General features: G+C 38.8%; 17 protein-coding genes and 1 tRNA gene. 10 read left to right on the top strand and 8 right to left on the bottom strand.

Annotation, left to right across the window (positions count from 1 at the left end; genetic code table 11):
* Positions 1-182 precede the first annotated feature (182 nt).
* The 3 genes from CO050_00595 to CO050_00585 are packed head-to-tail and all read left to right on the top strand — an operon-like array spanning position 183 to position 3456.
* On the top strand, positions 183-887 hold the full coding sequence (locus CO050_00595) for a hypothetical protein (protein PJC32224.1): 705 nt from the start codon (positions 183-185) through the stop codon (positions 885-887).
* Positions 884-1729: a hypothetical protein gene (locus CO050_00590; GenBank protein PJC32223.1), complete on the top strand. Its 846-nt coding sequence runs from the start codon at positions 884-886 to the stop codon at positions 1727-1729. The genes CO050_00595 and CO050_00590 overlap by 4 nt, the downstream gene beginning before the upstream one ends.
* A gap of 11 nt (positions 1730-1740) precedes the next feature.
* Entirely contained in the window at positions 1741-3456 is a 1716-nt protein-coding gene (locus CO050_00585) for a hypothetical protein (protein ID PJC32222.1), read from the top strand.
* Here the strand turns inward: CO050_00585 and CO050_00580 are convergent.
* Positions 3453-4181 (bottom strand): endonuclease III, encoded by a 729-nt coding sequence (locus CO050_00580; protein ID PJC32221.1) that lies wholly within the window; start codon positions 4179-4181, stop codon positions 3453-3455. The genes CO050_00585 and CO050_00580 overlap by 4 nt on opposite strands.
* Positions 4182-4294: 113 nt before the next feature.
* Here CO050_00580 and CO050_00575 point away from each other — a divergent pair, with 113 nt between their 5' ends.
* Positions 4295-4813: a hypothetical protein gene (locus tag CO050_00575; GenBank protein PJC32220.1), complete on the top strand. Its 519-nt coding sequence runs from the start codon at positions 4295-4297 to the stop codon at positions 4811-4813.
* A 25-nt stretch (positions 4814-4838) separates the two neighbouring features.
* Here the strand turns inward: CO050_00575 and CO050_00570 are convergent, their stop codons facing one another.
* Positions 4839-5267: a hypothetical protein gene (locus CO050_00570; GenBank protein PJC32219.1), complete on the bottom strand. Its 429-nt coding sequence runs from the start codon at positions 5265-5267 to the stop codon at positions 4839-4841.
* Positions 5268-5293: 26 nt separating this feature from the next.
* Positions 5294-6055: a hypothetical protein gene (locus CO050_00565; protein PJC32218.1), complete on the bottom strand. Its 762-nt coding sequence runs from the start codon at positions 6053-6055 to the stop codon at positions 5294-5296.
* A gap of 210 nt (positions 6056-6265) precedes the next feature.
* Between CO050_00565 and CO050_00560 the strand changes: the two genes are divergently transcribed.
* The gene (locus CO050_00560; GenBank protein ID PJC32217.1) at positions 6266-7546 is read left to right on the top strand and encodes a hypothetical protein; all 1281 of its coding nucleotides are present in this window, start codon (positions 6266-6268) and stop codon (positions 7544-7546) included.
* On the opposite strand, the gene CO050_00555 is transcribed toward CO050_00560, so the two are convergent.
* Positions 7537-7812, bottom strand: a complete 276-nt coding sequence (locus CO050_00555) for a hypothetical protein (GenBank protein PJC32216.1) — start codon at positions 7810-7812, stop codon at positions 7537-7539. The two genes, CO050_00560 and CO050_00555, sit on opposite strands and share 10 nt — an antisense overlap.
* On the bottom strand, positions 7809-8087 hold the full coding sequence (locus CO050_00550; protein ID PJC32215.1) for a hypothetical protein: 279 nt from the start codon (positions 8085-8087) through the stop codon (positions 7809-7811). Before CO050_00550 ends, CO050_00555 begins: the two co-directional genes overlap by 4 nt.
* On the opposite strand from CO050_00550, the gene CO050_00545 reads away from it, so the two are divergent.
* The 5 genes from CO050_00545 (at position 8081) to CO050_00525 (ending at position 12794) form a co-directional block, all read left to right on the top strand.
* A complete protein-coding gene (locus CO050_00545; GenBank protein ID PJC32214.1) occupies positions 8081-8311 on the top strand; it encodes a hypothetical protein in 231 nt (76 codons plus the stop codon). The two genes, CO050_00550 and CO050_00545, sit on opposite strands and share 7 nt — an antisense overlap.
* A gap of 83 nt (positions 8312-8394) precedes the next feature.
* Positions 8395-8838 (top strand): ribonuclease H, encoded by a 444-nt coding sequence (locus CO050_00540; protein PJC32213.1) that lies wholly within the window; start codon positions 8395-8397, stop codon positions 8836-8838.
* The gene (locus tag CO050_00535) at positions 8835-11198 is read left to right on the top strand and encodes a hypothetical protein (protein ID PJC32212.1); all 2364 of its coding nucleotides are present in this window, start codon (positions 8835-8837) and stop codon (positions 11196-11198) included. Before CO050_00540 ends, CO050_00535 begins: the two co-directional genes overlap by 4 nt.
* Complete coding sequence (locus CO050_00530) at positions 11195-11881, top strand: 50S ribosomal protein L25 (GenBank protein PJC32211.1); 687 nt, start codon at positions 11195-11197, stop codon at positions 11879-11881. The genes CO050_00535 and CO050_00530 overlap by 4 nt, the downstream gene beginning before the upstream one ends.
* Before the next feature lie 4 nt (positions 11882-11885).
* Positions 11886-12794, top strand: a complete 909-nt coding sequence (locus tag CO050_00525) for a UTP--glucose-1-phosphate uridylyltransferase (GenBank protein PJC32210.1) — start codon at positions 11886-11888, stop codon at positions 12792-12794.
* Here CO050_00525 and CO050_00520 read toward each other — a convergent pair.
* From CO050_00520 to CO050_00510, 3 genes are all read right to left on the bottom strand, one after another.
* Positions 12770-13495: a hypothetical protein gene (locus tag CO050_00520; GenBank protein PJC32209.1), complete on the bottom strand. Its 726-nt coding sequence runs from the start codon at positions 13493-13495 to the stop codon at positions 12770-12772. The two genes, CO050_00525 and CO050_00520, sit on opposite strands and share 25 nt — an antisense overlap.
* A gap of 10 nt (positions 13496-13505) precedes the next feature.
* A complete protein-coding gene (locus CO050_00515; GenBank protein ID PJC32208.1) occupies positions 13506-13697 on the bottom strand; it encodes a hypothetical protein in 192 nt (63 codons plus the stop codon).
* 46 nt (positions 13698-13743) lie between these two features.
* Positions 13744-13814, bottom strand: a tRNA-Trp gene (locus CO050_00510).
* Positions 13815-13989 lie beyond the last annotated feature (175 nt).

Below are 13989 nucleotides of genomic sequence, written 5' to 3'. Positions count from 1 at the left end.
AAACACACCGATTTTGGGATACAGATGCTACAGGGTAAGGACTTTATTAATAACACTAATTATCCTGCGGACGATAATGGACACGGAACTCACGTAGCAGGTCTCTTGCAGCGGCAATTACAAATAATAACGATGGGGTTGCAAGTTCAGGGTGGGAAAGCAAAATAATTCCTATAAAAGTCTTGGATAAAGATGGACAAGGAGAATTATCCGCAATAATTACAGGATTTAATTATGCAGTATCACAAGGAACTGATATTATTAATATGAGTCTTGATTATCAGAACGGAAATCCCACTGCTTATCCAGCCGCGTATAATGAAGTTGTTGCTGTTGGCTCCGTTAATAAGTCAAACCAACACGCGTCATATTCTAACACTGGTAACCACCTTGAGTTAGTTACATATGGTGAAGACTCAATAGACGGATCATATCCAAATCCCTTACAATGGATTTATTCCAGCTACTATAAAATAGATTGGAATGCAAGTGTAGTTTATATTGGAGAGTACCTCTACGCGGGAACAAGTCAGGCAACTCCTCAGGTATCCGGATTAATTGCTCTAATGATAGCTGCAAATCCAAATCTTACCGCGATAGAGATTAAAACAATTCTACGGCAAACAGCCACCGATCTTGGAGATCCTGGAAAAGATGATATCTTTGGATACGGACTTATAAACCCAGCAGCAGCATTAAACACCACAAATCTTAGCCTTACTCCTACTACACAACCCAGCTGTGGAGCAGATTTAGACTGCTCAGGATCAGTAAATATACAAGACTATCAAGCTTGGTTAAACTCTAGCTCAGGTGATCTTAATGGTAATGGTATTATTGAAATAACCGATCTTGTTAATGTATTATATCTTTGGATAAAGATATGAGAATTATTAAATTAGTTCTAATAGTTTCTTTATTAGTTATTTTTCTGTCTCCTCCAAAAAGTGTTTTAGGACAAACCGCAGACACTACCCTTTCTCTTGCTCTAGATAGCTATACCCAAACTAATGAAACAGAGACTGGTCAATTATTTGCTGTAACCGTAACTGTAGACGTTCCCACAAGTAATCCGGTAGCTGGAATAGATTTCACACTTAAATATGACAGTACAAAAATCCAGGCCATGAAAGTATTGCCTGGAGACAAGGCGGAGTTCACAAACGGATACTTTGGGATTAGCAGCATAGTTGATCAAGCTGGATCACCATGCAAAGCCTCGCCTGGAGATCAAACTGAAAGATTAAAGTGCGCCATAGACAATGGCACTGGAATTGTAGCCATTTCTGCCATTAATTTAGCTGGAGCAGATTTTCAAACGGTAGACTCAAGTTATTCAAATCCTATGGTTTCAGGTAATTTTACACTTGCTACAGTTATATTTATGGCTGAAAACATTGGTCCCACAGGAAACATTTTAATAGATATTACAGATAATCGTTCCAACGCCTACTCTCATGTAGATCTAAATGGGTCTACAAACAGCGTTCAAACCCTCTCCAGCACCGCCCCAGCCCCAGCCTCTATCACAACAACAGACAAAACAACATGTTCTGCTGATTTTAATAGAAATAATGATATTGATTTTGTAGACTTGGGCATAGTCTCTCAAGATATTAGTCAAAATTGCAGTGCAGTATTCTGCAGGACAGACTTCGACTATAATGGAGATATTGACTTTACAGACTTAGGTAGGGTTTCACTAGAAATTAGTAATAAGAACTGTTAAATGGGTAAACCATGAAACATATGAAACTTATTAATCAAATAAGACAGCTTTCGCGCAGACAGCAGTTTCTACTGTTTCTCTCAGTATCGCTTATCGTACTACTTGGAATTACTACTGCTGTATCACTTAAAAGAACCCAGTTAAGACCACGCGCAGACACGCAGCTTACTTTTAACATGACCGCGACCACACCAGTAAACAACGAAACAACAATTAGCGTGTTCGCTAATCCAGCAACTGGAGTCGAACTTATTTCCTTCGGCGCATATATTAAGTATGATCCAGCAATAGTTAGCTATCTAAGTAAGACACTAAACCCAAGTTTAGAAGGCTGGACTGTGTCCATACAGGATATTCCTTCAAGTGAATATATTAAAATTGTTGGTTATCGATCTGATCCCGATTTCAGTACAATATCAACCAGCACACTACTGGGATCATTTACAATTACCCTTGCTTCAACTACACCTACTCAACTAACTTTTCTAACTGGAGTTGCCCAAACAGGAGGCGCTGACCCTTCTGGAAACACCGTGTTATCTGAAGGAACACCTCTTAATCTAAATCAACCAGATCCAACTTTCGACCCAACCCAAGGAGCAAGATTATATTTTGGCACGCCTAGCTCAACAAATAATACAGTTGTTGTTCCTTTATTACTCAACACTAACAGCAAAAACGTTGATGCCGCTACGGTTGTAGTAAATATGTTTACACCCTCCGGAGTAAGTTTTATTGGTCTCACAAAAGTTGGAAATAGCAATAAGACCGATTTCGGAGCCACCACCGTATCAGAAACTGAAAACATGGTAACTATTAACGCCACTATAAATATTCCATCTGGTGTCCCAAGTCCAACCTCATCCGCTGAAGCATCTGGTGCTAATACATTAGACCCAACACCCGTAAATAATTCAGCAGCATTAATAGCTGAATTAGTCTTTGATAAAACCAATATAACTGTGAAAAATGACCTAACATTAACATACGTCTGTACACCTATTGACAACGTTGATCCGACAAAATGCAATCCAAATACAACAGGTGGTTCTGTGATATCTGAATATGGCGTAGAAGGACAAGTAGGAATACTGACACAGATATCCCAGACCCTGACATATAGACTGGAGCCAATTATTACTCCAACCCCTACTCCAACCCTAGTTCCCAACGCAACAGCTACACCGACTCCTAACAATACCCCTGTCCCAACACAAACCCCTATTCCAACAGCAACCAATGCTCCAACCCCTACTCCCACATCTGGAGCAGGCACTAGTCAAATCTCACTCAAACTAAATCTGAACGCTTGTCAAACAAATAATAATCCAAATCGAAAAGTTAAGATCTGGTTCAATACTGGAAGCCCTATTGAAGTTCTACTAGGGGTAGATTTTACCACCTCACGCATAAATATTCCTACAGGTGCAACCCATATTACGGCAATAATGCCACAGGGGCACCTACCACGCATCCAAAATATATCAATATCTTCAGCAAACACCAACGGATTGATCGATCTTTCATCAGAAAATATACTTGCAGGAAACTCAGAAGGATATGATCAAAACACATATAATGATCAAAAAATAACCACTCTAGATTTTGCACAATTTAGACTTGTTTTAAATTCTAGCTCTCTTGTCTCAGATTTCAACTGCTCTGGAAGAGTTGATGCACTCGATTACTCATCCATGATTGCTAACTGGGGATTAAGCAATAATTAACTTCTTTTCGCCAGGCATAAATCAGCTAGTAAACACTTTCCGCATTTTGGCTTTATGGCAATACAAACAGCTCTCCCATGTTCAATAATAAGATAAGTAAACATAAACCAATCTTCTTGTGGAATTACCTGCATTAGTTCTTGTTCAATTTTATCCGTATTAGCGCCTTTTTTAAAGTCGAGGACCTGGTCCTCTTCCCTTTTGAAATAGCGCTGTTTACCTTTACCAATTCTATCTAGATCAACTAAGCGTAGTCGCTGAACAATTCTATGCACATGGGTATCTACTGCAATTCCCTCATATACCCCATAAGCATTCCCCAAAACAATATTTGCTGTTTTCCTTGCCACACCAGGCAATATGGTTAATTCCTGCATTGTATTTGGCACTACCCCACCGTGCTGCTCTAAAATCTGTTTGGCTGAATTTTGAATATTTTTTGCCTTATTGCGAAAAAATCCCACACCGCTAACGTCATTTGTTAGTTCTTCAAGTGGTGTTTGGGCAAATTTCTTAATTTCCTGCTTCTCATCTGCTGCAGCATACTTTGTGAATAAAGTTGTAGTAACCTTATTCACCTGCACATCGGTAGTTTGCGCAGATAACATCACTGCTACCAACAATTCCCAGGTATTCCCATAATTAAGGGCTATCTCTGCATTTGGATACTCCTGTTTAAGCAGCTCAACCACCTTCCTTGCTGTATTTGTAAGCTGATTATTCATATCTTATGTACATTCCTGGAATGTGCTAAGTTGACATTCCAGGAATGTACAATATGTTATATTTAAGTATAACAGATGTTTCATAGTTTACCTATGTTTCATAGTTTACCTAAATGAAAAAACTAACCATTAAATTACTTTTTTCCCGCATAGCATTACCTAAGAGGTTTTGGACTTCAATTACAGCCTACGCGATCGGTTTTAGCTTAATAATTACCGCACTATGGGGAGCTCAACGCCAGCTCTTTCCAGACAATGAAGAACTAGCGATGCTACGCCGCGCTATTCTTATTGACTCATTTTCTGCATCTAATTATATTAAGCTTGGTGAGTACTATTTTGTACATAACCAGCCACTTCTAGCTCAGGATCAATTTAAATCCGCGGCCACACTTGACCCTATTTCCGCTCGGAATGACTACACGATGTTAGTTAAAGACAAAACCAATTTACAGTCAAATGCAGTTTTTTGGGAAGATCAGTTGATTAAAACATCTAGCTATCGTGATGCTCATCTAAAATTAGCTCAAATCTATGCTCAACTAGGTGAAAAGACCAAAGCAAAAGAACATCTAAAGCTTGCAAGAGATATTGATCCAAACTACCCACCCTTGAAAGGGTTTGTTTTTTAAGGCTTAAACTTTTAAACACAGATCCCTACTTACCGCCCAATTTTTTCTGCATATAGTACTCAATTGCGTCTCGAATAATTTCATACATTTTTTTATCTTCTTGAATAGCTAAGAACTTCAAGGCTCGGTGTGTTTCCACTGGTATATAACTAGCAAACTTCAACATCTGCTCGTTGGTTGTATTAATAGGTCGCTGGTCTACCCTTGTTTCAGATAGTGGTCTTGGTTCTTCTTTATTTGCTAAACTTTCTGCAATGCGATTTGTTTGTTCTTGCGCTACCTCCTGCATCTTCTGGGCAACGTTTATCAAAGTCACCTTATCACCGCTATTTTCTTGCTGAACATGCTTATTGTCACTCCCATAAAAGTTAGCTGGCTGTACCGCCTCCCTAGCTAGTGGATTTTGTGATCTCTTGTTTAGTAATTCCTGTAATTTATCTTTCTTTTGTGCCATCATATTTATTATGACATATTTTGTAACTAATTTTTATGCCCCTTTATCATACTTTCTGCCAGTTTCAGATAAACTTCGCTTCCTTGATGACCTGGTTCATACAGTACAATGGGCAAACCTGCTAAACTTGCCTCGGTGTGGCGAATGCTAAAGCTTATTTCCCATGGATACAAGAACTCTCCATAAGCTTTGCGAACCGAATCTAGTACAGTCTGGGCTATATTTGTCCTTCTACTAACCATTGTTGGTAGTATTCCAGCAATTCTTAATTTTGGATTGAGCCCTTGTTTTACTTTAATAATCTCTTTCAACATATCTTCCAAGCCTTTCATAGCTAAATAATGTGCTTGAAGTGGTATTAAAACTTCATCAGCATACATTAACGCATTGACCGTTAAATAGCTCTCAGATGGTGGTGTGTCCATTATGATATAGTCATAATCATCTTCAATGGGCTCAAGTAAGCTCTTCAATAATCCAATTTGAGTAGCTTTCATTCCCCCCTCTGTCTCTGCTAAATCTGGATGCCCAGGTAATATGGACAGACCAAATTCTGAACTAGCTATCACATCTTCAACTTTTGTTTGAATATCTGTCAGTAAAGTATTGATATGTTTATCTAATTTCGTTGGATCTAGACCGACGCTAATTGTGGCATTTGCCTGTGGATCAAGATCTACTAGGAGCACTTTTTGTTTTTTTTGACGCAACGCTTCGGCTAAATTCACCGCTGTGGTTGTTTTACCACTCCCTCCTTTTCGCAAAGCTACTGCAATTTTTTTTGCCATCTTGACACCTATAATTACGTATTAGATAGATAAATATCTAAGTTATATAGATATTAGCCTTAATAATATAAAAAGCCGTACAACAAGCATAGTATAAACCTCTACACTAGTCAAGTGCTATGGATTTCAATCTATGGTTGTTATTTGATTGCTTATATTATAGCTAGCATACTGTTTACGTTATGACAGTCCCAGTGTTAGAATAGAGTCGTGTCTTTAAGAAACGTCGTTGCCAAAAATACTCTTGTTCAGTTTGTTGGTAGAAGCATAACTTCTATCTCAGCATTCATTGTCACAATTCTGATTGCTAGAACATTTGGAGTAGATGTTTATGGAAATTTAATTAAGATTTTGTCGTATGTGCTGATATTTGACCTAGCAGTAGATTTCGGCTTAAATGCTGTTGTTGTCAAAAAACTAGGACAAGCTAAACAGTCTAACATTCTGGGACAGTTGTTCACTACACGAATCATATTAGGCGTAATCTTTATGACAGTCGTGGCTCTGTTAGTGCTCATACTTCCGCAGGCAGAGACTGCTGGTAGTAGTGGTTTTTCTACAACAGTTAAACTCAGTATTATTTTATTCTCACCCACGATTCTTTTTGCAGCCATTATCAAGTCTTGCAATGCTTATTTTCAGTACAAATTGCGCTATGATCGCGCCACCATCGCAACGGCTGCTGGCGGAATTGTTTCCTTACTAATCGTTTTATTACTAGTTCTATCAAATACCAAATCCTTACTTCTTTTAACTGGAGCTTATCTTATTGCATCAATTGTTCATAGCCTACTTGCTTTTTACTTTTTTATTAAGCTTAAACCTAAACTGGTTAAACTTAAACTTGAACTTAAATCTACATACCCACTCTTAAAACAGACTTTTCCATTAGGACTCGCCCTAGTATTTAATGTCGCTTTCTTCCGAATAGACACTCTGCTTCTAACTTACCTTCGTAGTACCACTGAAGTTGGTCTCTACGGACTAGCTTATAAGTTTTTTGAGCTACCTTTAGCTCTCCCTCACTTTTTCATGAATGCTGTATTTCCAGTTCTGGCAGGCTATAAACTAGCTAAAAGCAAGAACTCTCAAAAGTTTTTCCGGGTCGTTTTTAAATCTGGATACATTCTCCTTGCCACCTCCTTTTTACTTACAATCCTTCTCTGGTTTGCTGCACCCTTAATTCAGTTAATTAAGTCCGACTTTATTGAATCAATTCGGCTCTTTAGAATACTCACTCTTTGGTTGCCATTATTTTTTGCCAGTAGTTTACTGATGTGGGCCGTTATTGCTAGAGGAGCCCGCTGGAGCTTGACCTGGATTTATGGACTGGGACTCGTCTTAAATTTGACCTTAAACATCAAGTTTATCCCTATTTACGGAGCAACGGCAGCTGCATATATCACCGGAATTACTGAGTTGCTCATCCTCTCACTGCTATTTCTCTATTTCATCCACCAAAATAATAATTCAAAGCCGAACTATTCGTGATAAACTTTTCTATGTCCTCCAATAGTCAACAGCCTAACTGTTTTTCTCCCCAGCCATTCATAAACCACCCGAATATCACTTGTAACACTAAAAGCCCATTTATCCTCAAGTCGTTTGTGCAAAAGATGGTTTTTGAGTCGTGTATCATTAGGATTTCTTTTAAACAACTCAACACGGTTCAGTACTTCATTCCGCATCGTTAAATTGTCAGCTACCAGATCCTTATAATCTTGTTGAAAGCTCCCGCTCAACTGGATTTTTATCATAGGTTGCTTTTTTGGGGAAGTTTATCCTGTAGAAAGTAATTTTTTAAATCCTTGTTAGTTTTTAGCAAAACATCTTTTCCCTGTGACTCAGTAGCAGCCTCAAGAACTCTATCTTCAAACTCTCTTATGAAGCCATTAACCGTCAAATGTGGGTAAAGCAAACCTCGCAATGCATCGCGAACTAATTCACTAAGAGAAGCATATCCTCGCTCCAAAATTACAGTTTTAGCATCGCTGTACATCTCAACTGGTAAAGAAATATTGACTGTTGTCATACACTTATTATACAACATTCATACAAATTCTTGTTACAAATAGAAATAAGCCTTCTTTTGTAGCTATGCCATTTAGCGATTATCAAGAAATTGCTGACATACTTCTTGAGTTAAACTCTCCAGGACTAATTGATGATATTGCTCAAAGTCGAAAAGAGTATGAAGAAAATAGAACTACTGATTTTCGTGATTTCTTAAAATCAGAAAAAAATATCTACCAATAACCCTTCACACTCCACAAGGTCTGACCTTGTGGGATCAAAACTACAAGTAGCTTTAGCAGTGCTAAAATAGTAATTAACGATCTATGAAACAAATACCGCTACAAGTATTTACTGATGGGGGAGCAAGGGGTAATCCAGGACCAGCCGCAACAGGGTTTATGATCAAGACAGACACAAAAATACTCCACAAAGCAGGTCTATATATTGGTAAAAAAACCAATAATCAAGCTGAGTACCAAGCAGTGATTGAAGCACTAATTTGGCTATCACAGAATAATAAGCATTTACCAAAGGAAGCAAATAAGATTTGCTTCTATCTTGACTCATTGCTTGTAGTTAATCAGCTTAATGGCAAATTCAAGATTAAAAACCCAGGTCTACGTGAATTATTGTTGAAAATTCGGAACATTGAACCAAATATCTTGCTATCTATTAACTATTCTCACATCCCTCGCGAGAAAAATACCGAGGCAGACAGCTTAGTAAATGAAGCACTAGATAAAGTAGATAAACTATCTTCAACATGATTAAACTTAACTCTGACCCAGAGAACGAGTCCTCACAAGCTGTAATTATAGTTAAAGACCATGGATACAAGCAGCTTGTAAACTCACTATCACGCCAGCTTGCCATAGCAGGTTGTGAGGTTAAAACAGCAGATAATGTCGGCTTTAATCTCCAACATGTTCCTTATGTCATACTAGTAGGAGCTCCTAGTGGACAAGATTTAACCACCCTTAATTCATTCACACATAAGTTAGTCGTCGTCGCACGTGCAAGTGAATTATCCACCCTCAAAAAAAGTCTGAAACTAATACCAAGTTACTTCTTATCTAATAGCTACATTCAAGATCTTGATTTTGCTTCAGGAGAAATTATTGAGATCCTAATGACTCAAAAACCACATCATCCTGTTATTAATAAGATCAAAGATGTTCCTAAATTAAAGACAAAACCACAACCGATAAAAGAGGAACCGACGCAAGCTATTATTACTCACCAATACCATTTACCGATTTCACCAGGTGTACTTAAAATTGCCTTAGCTCTTTTGATCCCCATAGTAATAGGCGTCTTCTTTACAATCTACCTAAGCTCTCTAGTTATTAACACAAAAACCAACCTAATTAATGCTATTTCTTACTTACAAACTGCTCAGTTTGAAGAAGCCCAAACCAGTCTCATACAGTCTCAACAAAACATAATTCAGCTTGAACGAGTCTATACCATTGCTCAACCAGCTATAAAATTGGTTTCAGAAGAAACTAATATAACAATCATGCAGTTTTTTAGCCTGGGAAAAACCGCCAGTGATACACTGCTAAAACTAAGCGATACGGGTATGCGTAGTCAGGATTTTGTAATTAAATTACTCCAGAAACAGCCCCAGCCAATAGCGCCTTATTCAGCATATCTGGAAGCACAATTAATGGAACTTGAGCAAAGCCTGATTCTACTTAAAAAACAACATTTAGAACTTAGAGAGCTCAACACTAATCTCGGCAATAAGCTTCTTACTAAAACTAACAACCCAGAGCAAGCTATTGATACTATGCTGAAAATACTACCCGGTTTAAGACAGATAGCTCCCACATTACCAGAACTGTTTGCAGACAATGATAGAAAAAAATATCTATTATTGTTTCAGAACAATATGGAACTCCGCCCAACGGGAGGATTTATTGGGTCAGTTGGATTTCTAAGCTTTGAAAATGGCAAAATGCTCGAGGTCGCCATTGATGATGTGTACAACCTAGATGGACAACTTGAAGGACACGTGGATCCTCCCGAGCCTATTCGCAACTATCTTAAGCAGCCCAACTGGTTTCTAAGAGACGCTAATTGGCATCCAGACTTCACCCGCAGCGCAGCGCAAATTCAGTGGTTCCTAAAAAAAGAAGTTAATACAAAAGTTGACGGAGTTTTTGCGATAGATCTTGAAGCAACGCGCTACTTACTCTCAGCTGTTGGTAGAGTTCACTTAAGCGACTTTGACATATTTATTAATGAAGACAACCTCTATCTTGAAATTCAAAATACTAGTGAGGAAGAATTTTTTCCTGGAGCTACCAACAAGCGTGATATTCTAGGTAGTCTAGCCAGAAATTTGCTATTAGAGATTTCAACTAGAGATGATCTAGATTTTAGTGCTTTAACTAAGGCTATTTACCAGTCGCTATCTGAAAAACACATTCTTGTGACTTTCAACAAACCCACCCTCCAGGCTGCTTTTAACAACACTGGTTGGACTGGTAGACTGCTCCAGCCTAGTTGTCTATCTTCCCAAAACACCCCATGTATTCCAGACTATCTCATGCTTGTTGAGGCTAACCTTGGAGCAAATAAGGTTAATTTCTTTACCGAAGGCAACACGATCATTGAAGTAGAGCTGGATAAGAATCGCTTAAGACGCATGGTTACTGTAAATACCAAAAACAATAGTAATTCCCACGAATTTCCAGGGGGCATTTATAAAAATTACATCCGCATACTAACTCCTCCCGATGTTGTATTAGATCAAGTAATTCTAGATGGCGTTTCTCTTGACTTAGCTAGCATTAACAGAGAAAGCCTTGGTCAATACCAGAGCTGGGGATTATATCTAGAAGTTGCCCCAAATAATAATTCCAGTCTTAAATTTAGCTATTCAAGTAGTTATACTACACAGCAACCGACAACCTATGAACTCATGATCCAAAAACAGCCAGGAAGCAAAAATATGCCAGTCACACTCAGCATGGAAGCTAACGAGAGACAACGACTTGAGCCACTGAATTTCAAGTCGATCCCCTCAGGGACATCGCAAGCTTCACTTGCTCGAAGATCTACCTTGATCTATAATACAAATCTCAACACAGATAAGGTGTTAAGCATAAAAATACAATGACTAAGCGTCAACAACTAAAAGCAGAGAATCGAAAAATTACTGGGAAAAAAGTTAAACAACTACGCAAGGAAGGTATTCTTCCGGCTAGTATATACGGAAAAAAAGTCAAGTCCGGTTCAATTCAGCTAAACAAAGATGAATTTATTAAGCTATATAGAAAAACAGGTGAGACAGCCATTATTGACATTCTGGTTGGCAAGTCTAACGAAGCTCATCATGTTCTAGTCCGTGAATTACAAAAAAAAGCAACGACTGGAGAAGTGTTGCATGTTTCTTTCCAAGAAGTTGATTTAACCGAAAAGATTGAAGCAGTAATTCCAGTTCGATTAGAAGGCGAATCTACGCCAGTTAAAGAAAAACTGGCCCTCTTATTGCAAGAACTTAATGAAATAACCGTAGAAGCGGCCGCAGACAGCCTCCCAGAGGAAATCAAGATTGATATTTCTAAGTTGAAAGCCTCAGGAGACTCTATCTATGTTAAAGATATTGCCGTTCCCTCGGGAGTCGAAATTAAAAACGATCCAGAGGTAGTAGTGGTAAGACTCGACGATCTAATTGCACCAGAGTCAGAGGAGCTACCAGAGCCCGAAACACCCGAAGAAGAAGCTAGTGAGCCAGTTGAAGAAGTTGGTGAAGAAGAAAAGTCGATTGGTAAGCCAACAGACAACCCAGAAAGTAACTAAAAACATGACCAAAAGTGCCCGAAGAAAAAAAGTCACCAAAGCTGTTATTCCTGCCGCGGGATTTGGCACCCGCTTCTTACCCCAAACAAAAGCCATGCCCAAGGAAATGTTGCCCATCGTGGACAAACCAGTTATTCAGTATGTTGTTGAGGAGCTCGTTGAAGCTGGTATTCGCGATATTATCATAGTAACTGGGTATCACAAGAGAACTATTGAAGACCATTTTGACAACCCTAGCCTTGATCTAATCGAAAATCTGCGTATGGGAGGCGAGAAGAAAAAACATCTACTTGAGTCTGTTGAGCGCATATCTGACATGGCTAACTTTGTGTATGTACGACAAAAAGGTCCTTATGGAAACGGCACACCTCTCTTAAACGTCCGCCACCTCGTGGGAAATGAACCTTTCATCTACACCTGGAGTGACGACTTTATCATGGCAAAGCCATCTAGGTTTAAGCAATTAATTTCAGCCTATGAAGAATATGGATGTAACTGTTTAGCAAGTATCAGAGCCAAAACTGATGAGGATTACGATCGTTATGGCTTTGCAGGGGGCAAAGAAATCACAGATGGAATAATAAACATCGATAAAATTATTGAAAAACCGGGTAAAGCTGCGGCGCCTTCTGATCTGGCTAATGTTTCTGGCTATTTATTCATGCCCGAGATCTTCCAATATATTCAAGAAGCTTATGAGCAGCTGGAACCAGACGAAGAACTTTATTATAACGATGCGCTTAAAATGATGCTTCGAGATAAACACCAGGTCTTGGCTGTTGAAATCAAAGGAGGCACCTACTATGATACTGGAAATAAAATGGAATATCTTAAAACTATGATTAAATTTGCACTTGAACGCGAAGATATCAATGAGGAATTCCGCGCTTATCTCAAATCGCTCTCCCTTTGATTAAGCACTGCATTATAAGTAGGAGATAGTTGCTCAACACCTTCTTCGTTTATTAACACCAGCTGATAACTCAGCTCTTGGTTTGAAATTAAGCTATTAATTGTTAATTGATGCACGGTTCGTGGCACACTAGAAATAGTGACCCTTCTTGTGTTGTTTATGTAGGGTGCAGAATAAATCAAATCAGCTCGTTGCGGTGTGGTTGTTGTAAATGTAATTGAGATAGACGAGGGAGAAAGCTGGGTGATTATTGGCTTTTCCACTAGCGCACTTGCCTGGATCTGAGTCAATGTGGTTAAATTTACTGTTAAATAACTAAAGAGACCTACCAACACTAATCCCAGTGCCATAAATAACACCCCCATCTGCCTTGCAGCGCGTTTATGCATTGTCACACCAACTACTAGCTCACCCTGACAATCCGAGCACTTATATTCACTAACGTTGTGTGTGAAGGTTGACTTATGATTTGGTTTGAGCAGGCCTTGGCATTTGGGACAGGCTTTTGCACTTTTGTAATCTAGTTGACTACTATGTCTAATTGCATCCTCAATGTGAGTTGTATTTCGTAGTTCTTGATTATCAAACCAAACGCTCCCACAACCCTCGCAGCAATCCAGTTCTACTGCTCCAGATTTACCGCTAACATTTCGCGTCTGGAAATCACCGTAGCAGATTGGGCAGATTTTCATATGTTCCATGGTTACCCATTTACTCTCCTCCTCGAGCAAGCTCATTGAGACGTTCTAGTCGATACTTCTTTTTCTTGCGCTTCTCTGCTTCGGGCTCAAAAATAGAAGCTTCTTTAGCATCGTCAAGAACTTCTTCATCAGCTACTCTTCGCTTAAAACGCGAAACTAATCGGTATGTTGTTTCTCCTTTTTTCTTACTAACTGTAACCATAAAAAATTCACCTCCATCACTAATATTATACTAGAAAAATCTTAAGCAGGGGCGGAAGGAATCGAACCTTCATCAAAGGTTTTGGAGACCTCTATTCTACCATTAAACTACACCCCTATATGGATAAATTATAGCACCAGGTATGCTATAATTTCTTCATGTTAGCAAATGGGGTCAGCCACCATTTATAGTGCCTGTCTTTTTGCCTTATGCCCAATCACTGGCATTTAGTTCTCTATTCAAAGAACGTTAAGGTGGTTTGAGTTGGACAGATAATATAGTAAAGATTTTG

It is taken from the genome of Candidatus Roizmanbacteria bacterium CG_4_9_14_0_2_um_filter_38_17, assembly GCA_002788855.1.
Taxonomy (GTDB): domain Bacteria; phylum Patescibacteriota; class Microgenomatia.
The sequence above is the reverse complement of the archived record's forward strand: the minus strand, read 5'-3'. Positions and strand labels throughout refer to the sequence as shown.

Excerpts from the sequence above, each read along its gene's own strand:
- CO050_00590 (PJC32223.1), top strand. The coding sequence starts at position 884 with ATGAGAATTATTAAATTAGTTCTAATAGTTTCTTTATTAGTTATTTTT.
- CO050_00585 (PJC32222.1), top strand. The coding sequence starts at position 1,741 with ATGAAACATATGAAACTTATTAATCAAATAAGACAGCTTTCGCGCAGA.
- CO050_00580 (PJC32221.1), bottom strand. The coding sequence starts at position 4,181 with ATGAATAATCAGCTTACAAATACAGCAAGGAAGGTGGTTGAGCTGCTT.
- CO050_00575 (PJC32220.1), top strand. The coding sequence starts at position 4,295 with ATGAAAAAACTAACCATTAAATTACTTTTTTCCCGCATAGCATTACCT.
- CO050_00570 (PJC32219.1), bottom strand. The coding sequence starts at position 5,267 with ATGGCACAAAAGAAAGATAAATTACAGGAATTACTAAACAAGAGATCA.
- CO050_00565 (PJC32218.1), bottom strand. The coding sequence starts at position 6,055 with ATGGCAAAAAAAATTGCAGTAGCTTTGCGAAAAGGAGGGAGTGGTAAA.
- CO050_00555 (PJC32216.1), bottom strand. The coding sequence starts at position 7,812 with ATGATAAAAATCCAGTTGAGCGGGAGCTTTCAACAAGATTATAAGGAT.
- CO050_00550 (PJC32215.1), bottom strand. The coding sequence starts at position 8,087 with ATGACAACAGTCAATATTTCTTTACCAGTTGAGATGTACAGCGATGCT.
- CO050_00540 (PJC32213.1), top strand. The coding sequence starts at position 8,395 with ATGAAACAAATACCGCTACAAGTATTTACTGATGGGGGAGCAAGGGGT.
- CO050_00535 (PJC32212.1), top strand. The coding sequence starts at position 8,835 with ATGATTAAACTTAACTCTGACCCAGAGAACGAGTCCTCACAAGCTGTA.
- CO050_00530 (PJC32211.1), top strand. The coding sequence starts at position 11,195 with ATGACTAAGCGTCAACAACTAAAAGCAGAGAATCGAAAAATTACTGGG.
- CO050_00525 (PJC32210.1), top strand. The coding sequence starts at position 11,886 with ATGACCAAAAGTGCCCGAAGAAAAAAAGTCACCAAAGCTGTTATTCCT.
- CO050_00520 (PJC32209.1), bottom strand. The coding sequence starts at position 13,495 with ATGGAACATATGAAAATCTGCCCAATCTGCTACGGTGATTTCCAGACG.
- CO050_00515 (PJC32208.1), bottom strand. The coding sequence starts at position 13,697 with ATGGTTACAGTTAGTAAGAAAAAAGGAGAAACAACATACCGATTAGTT.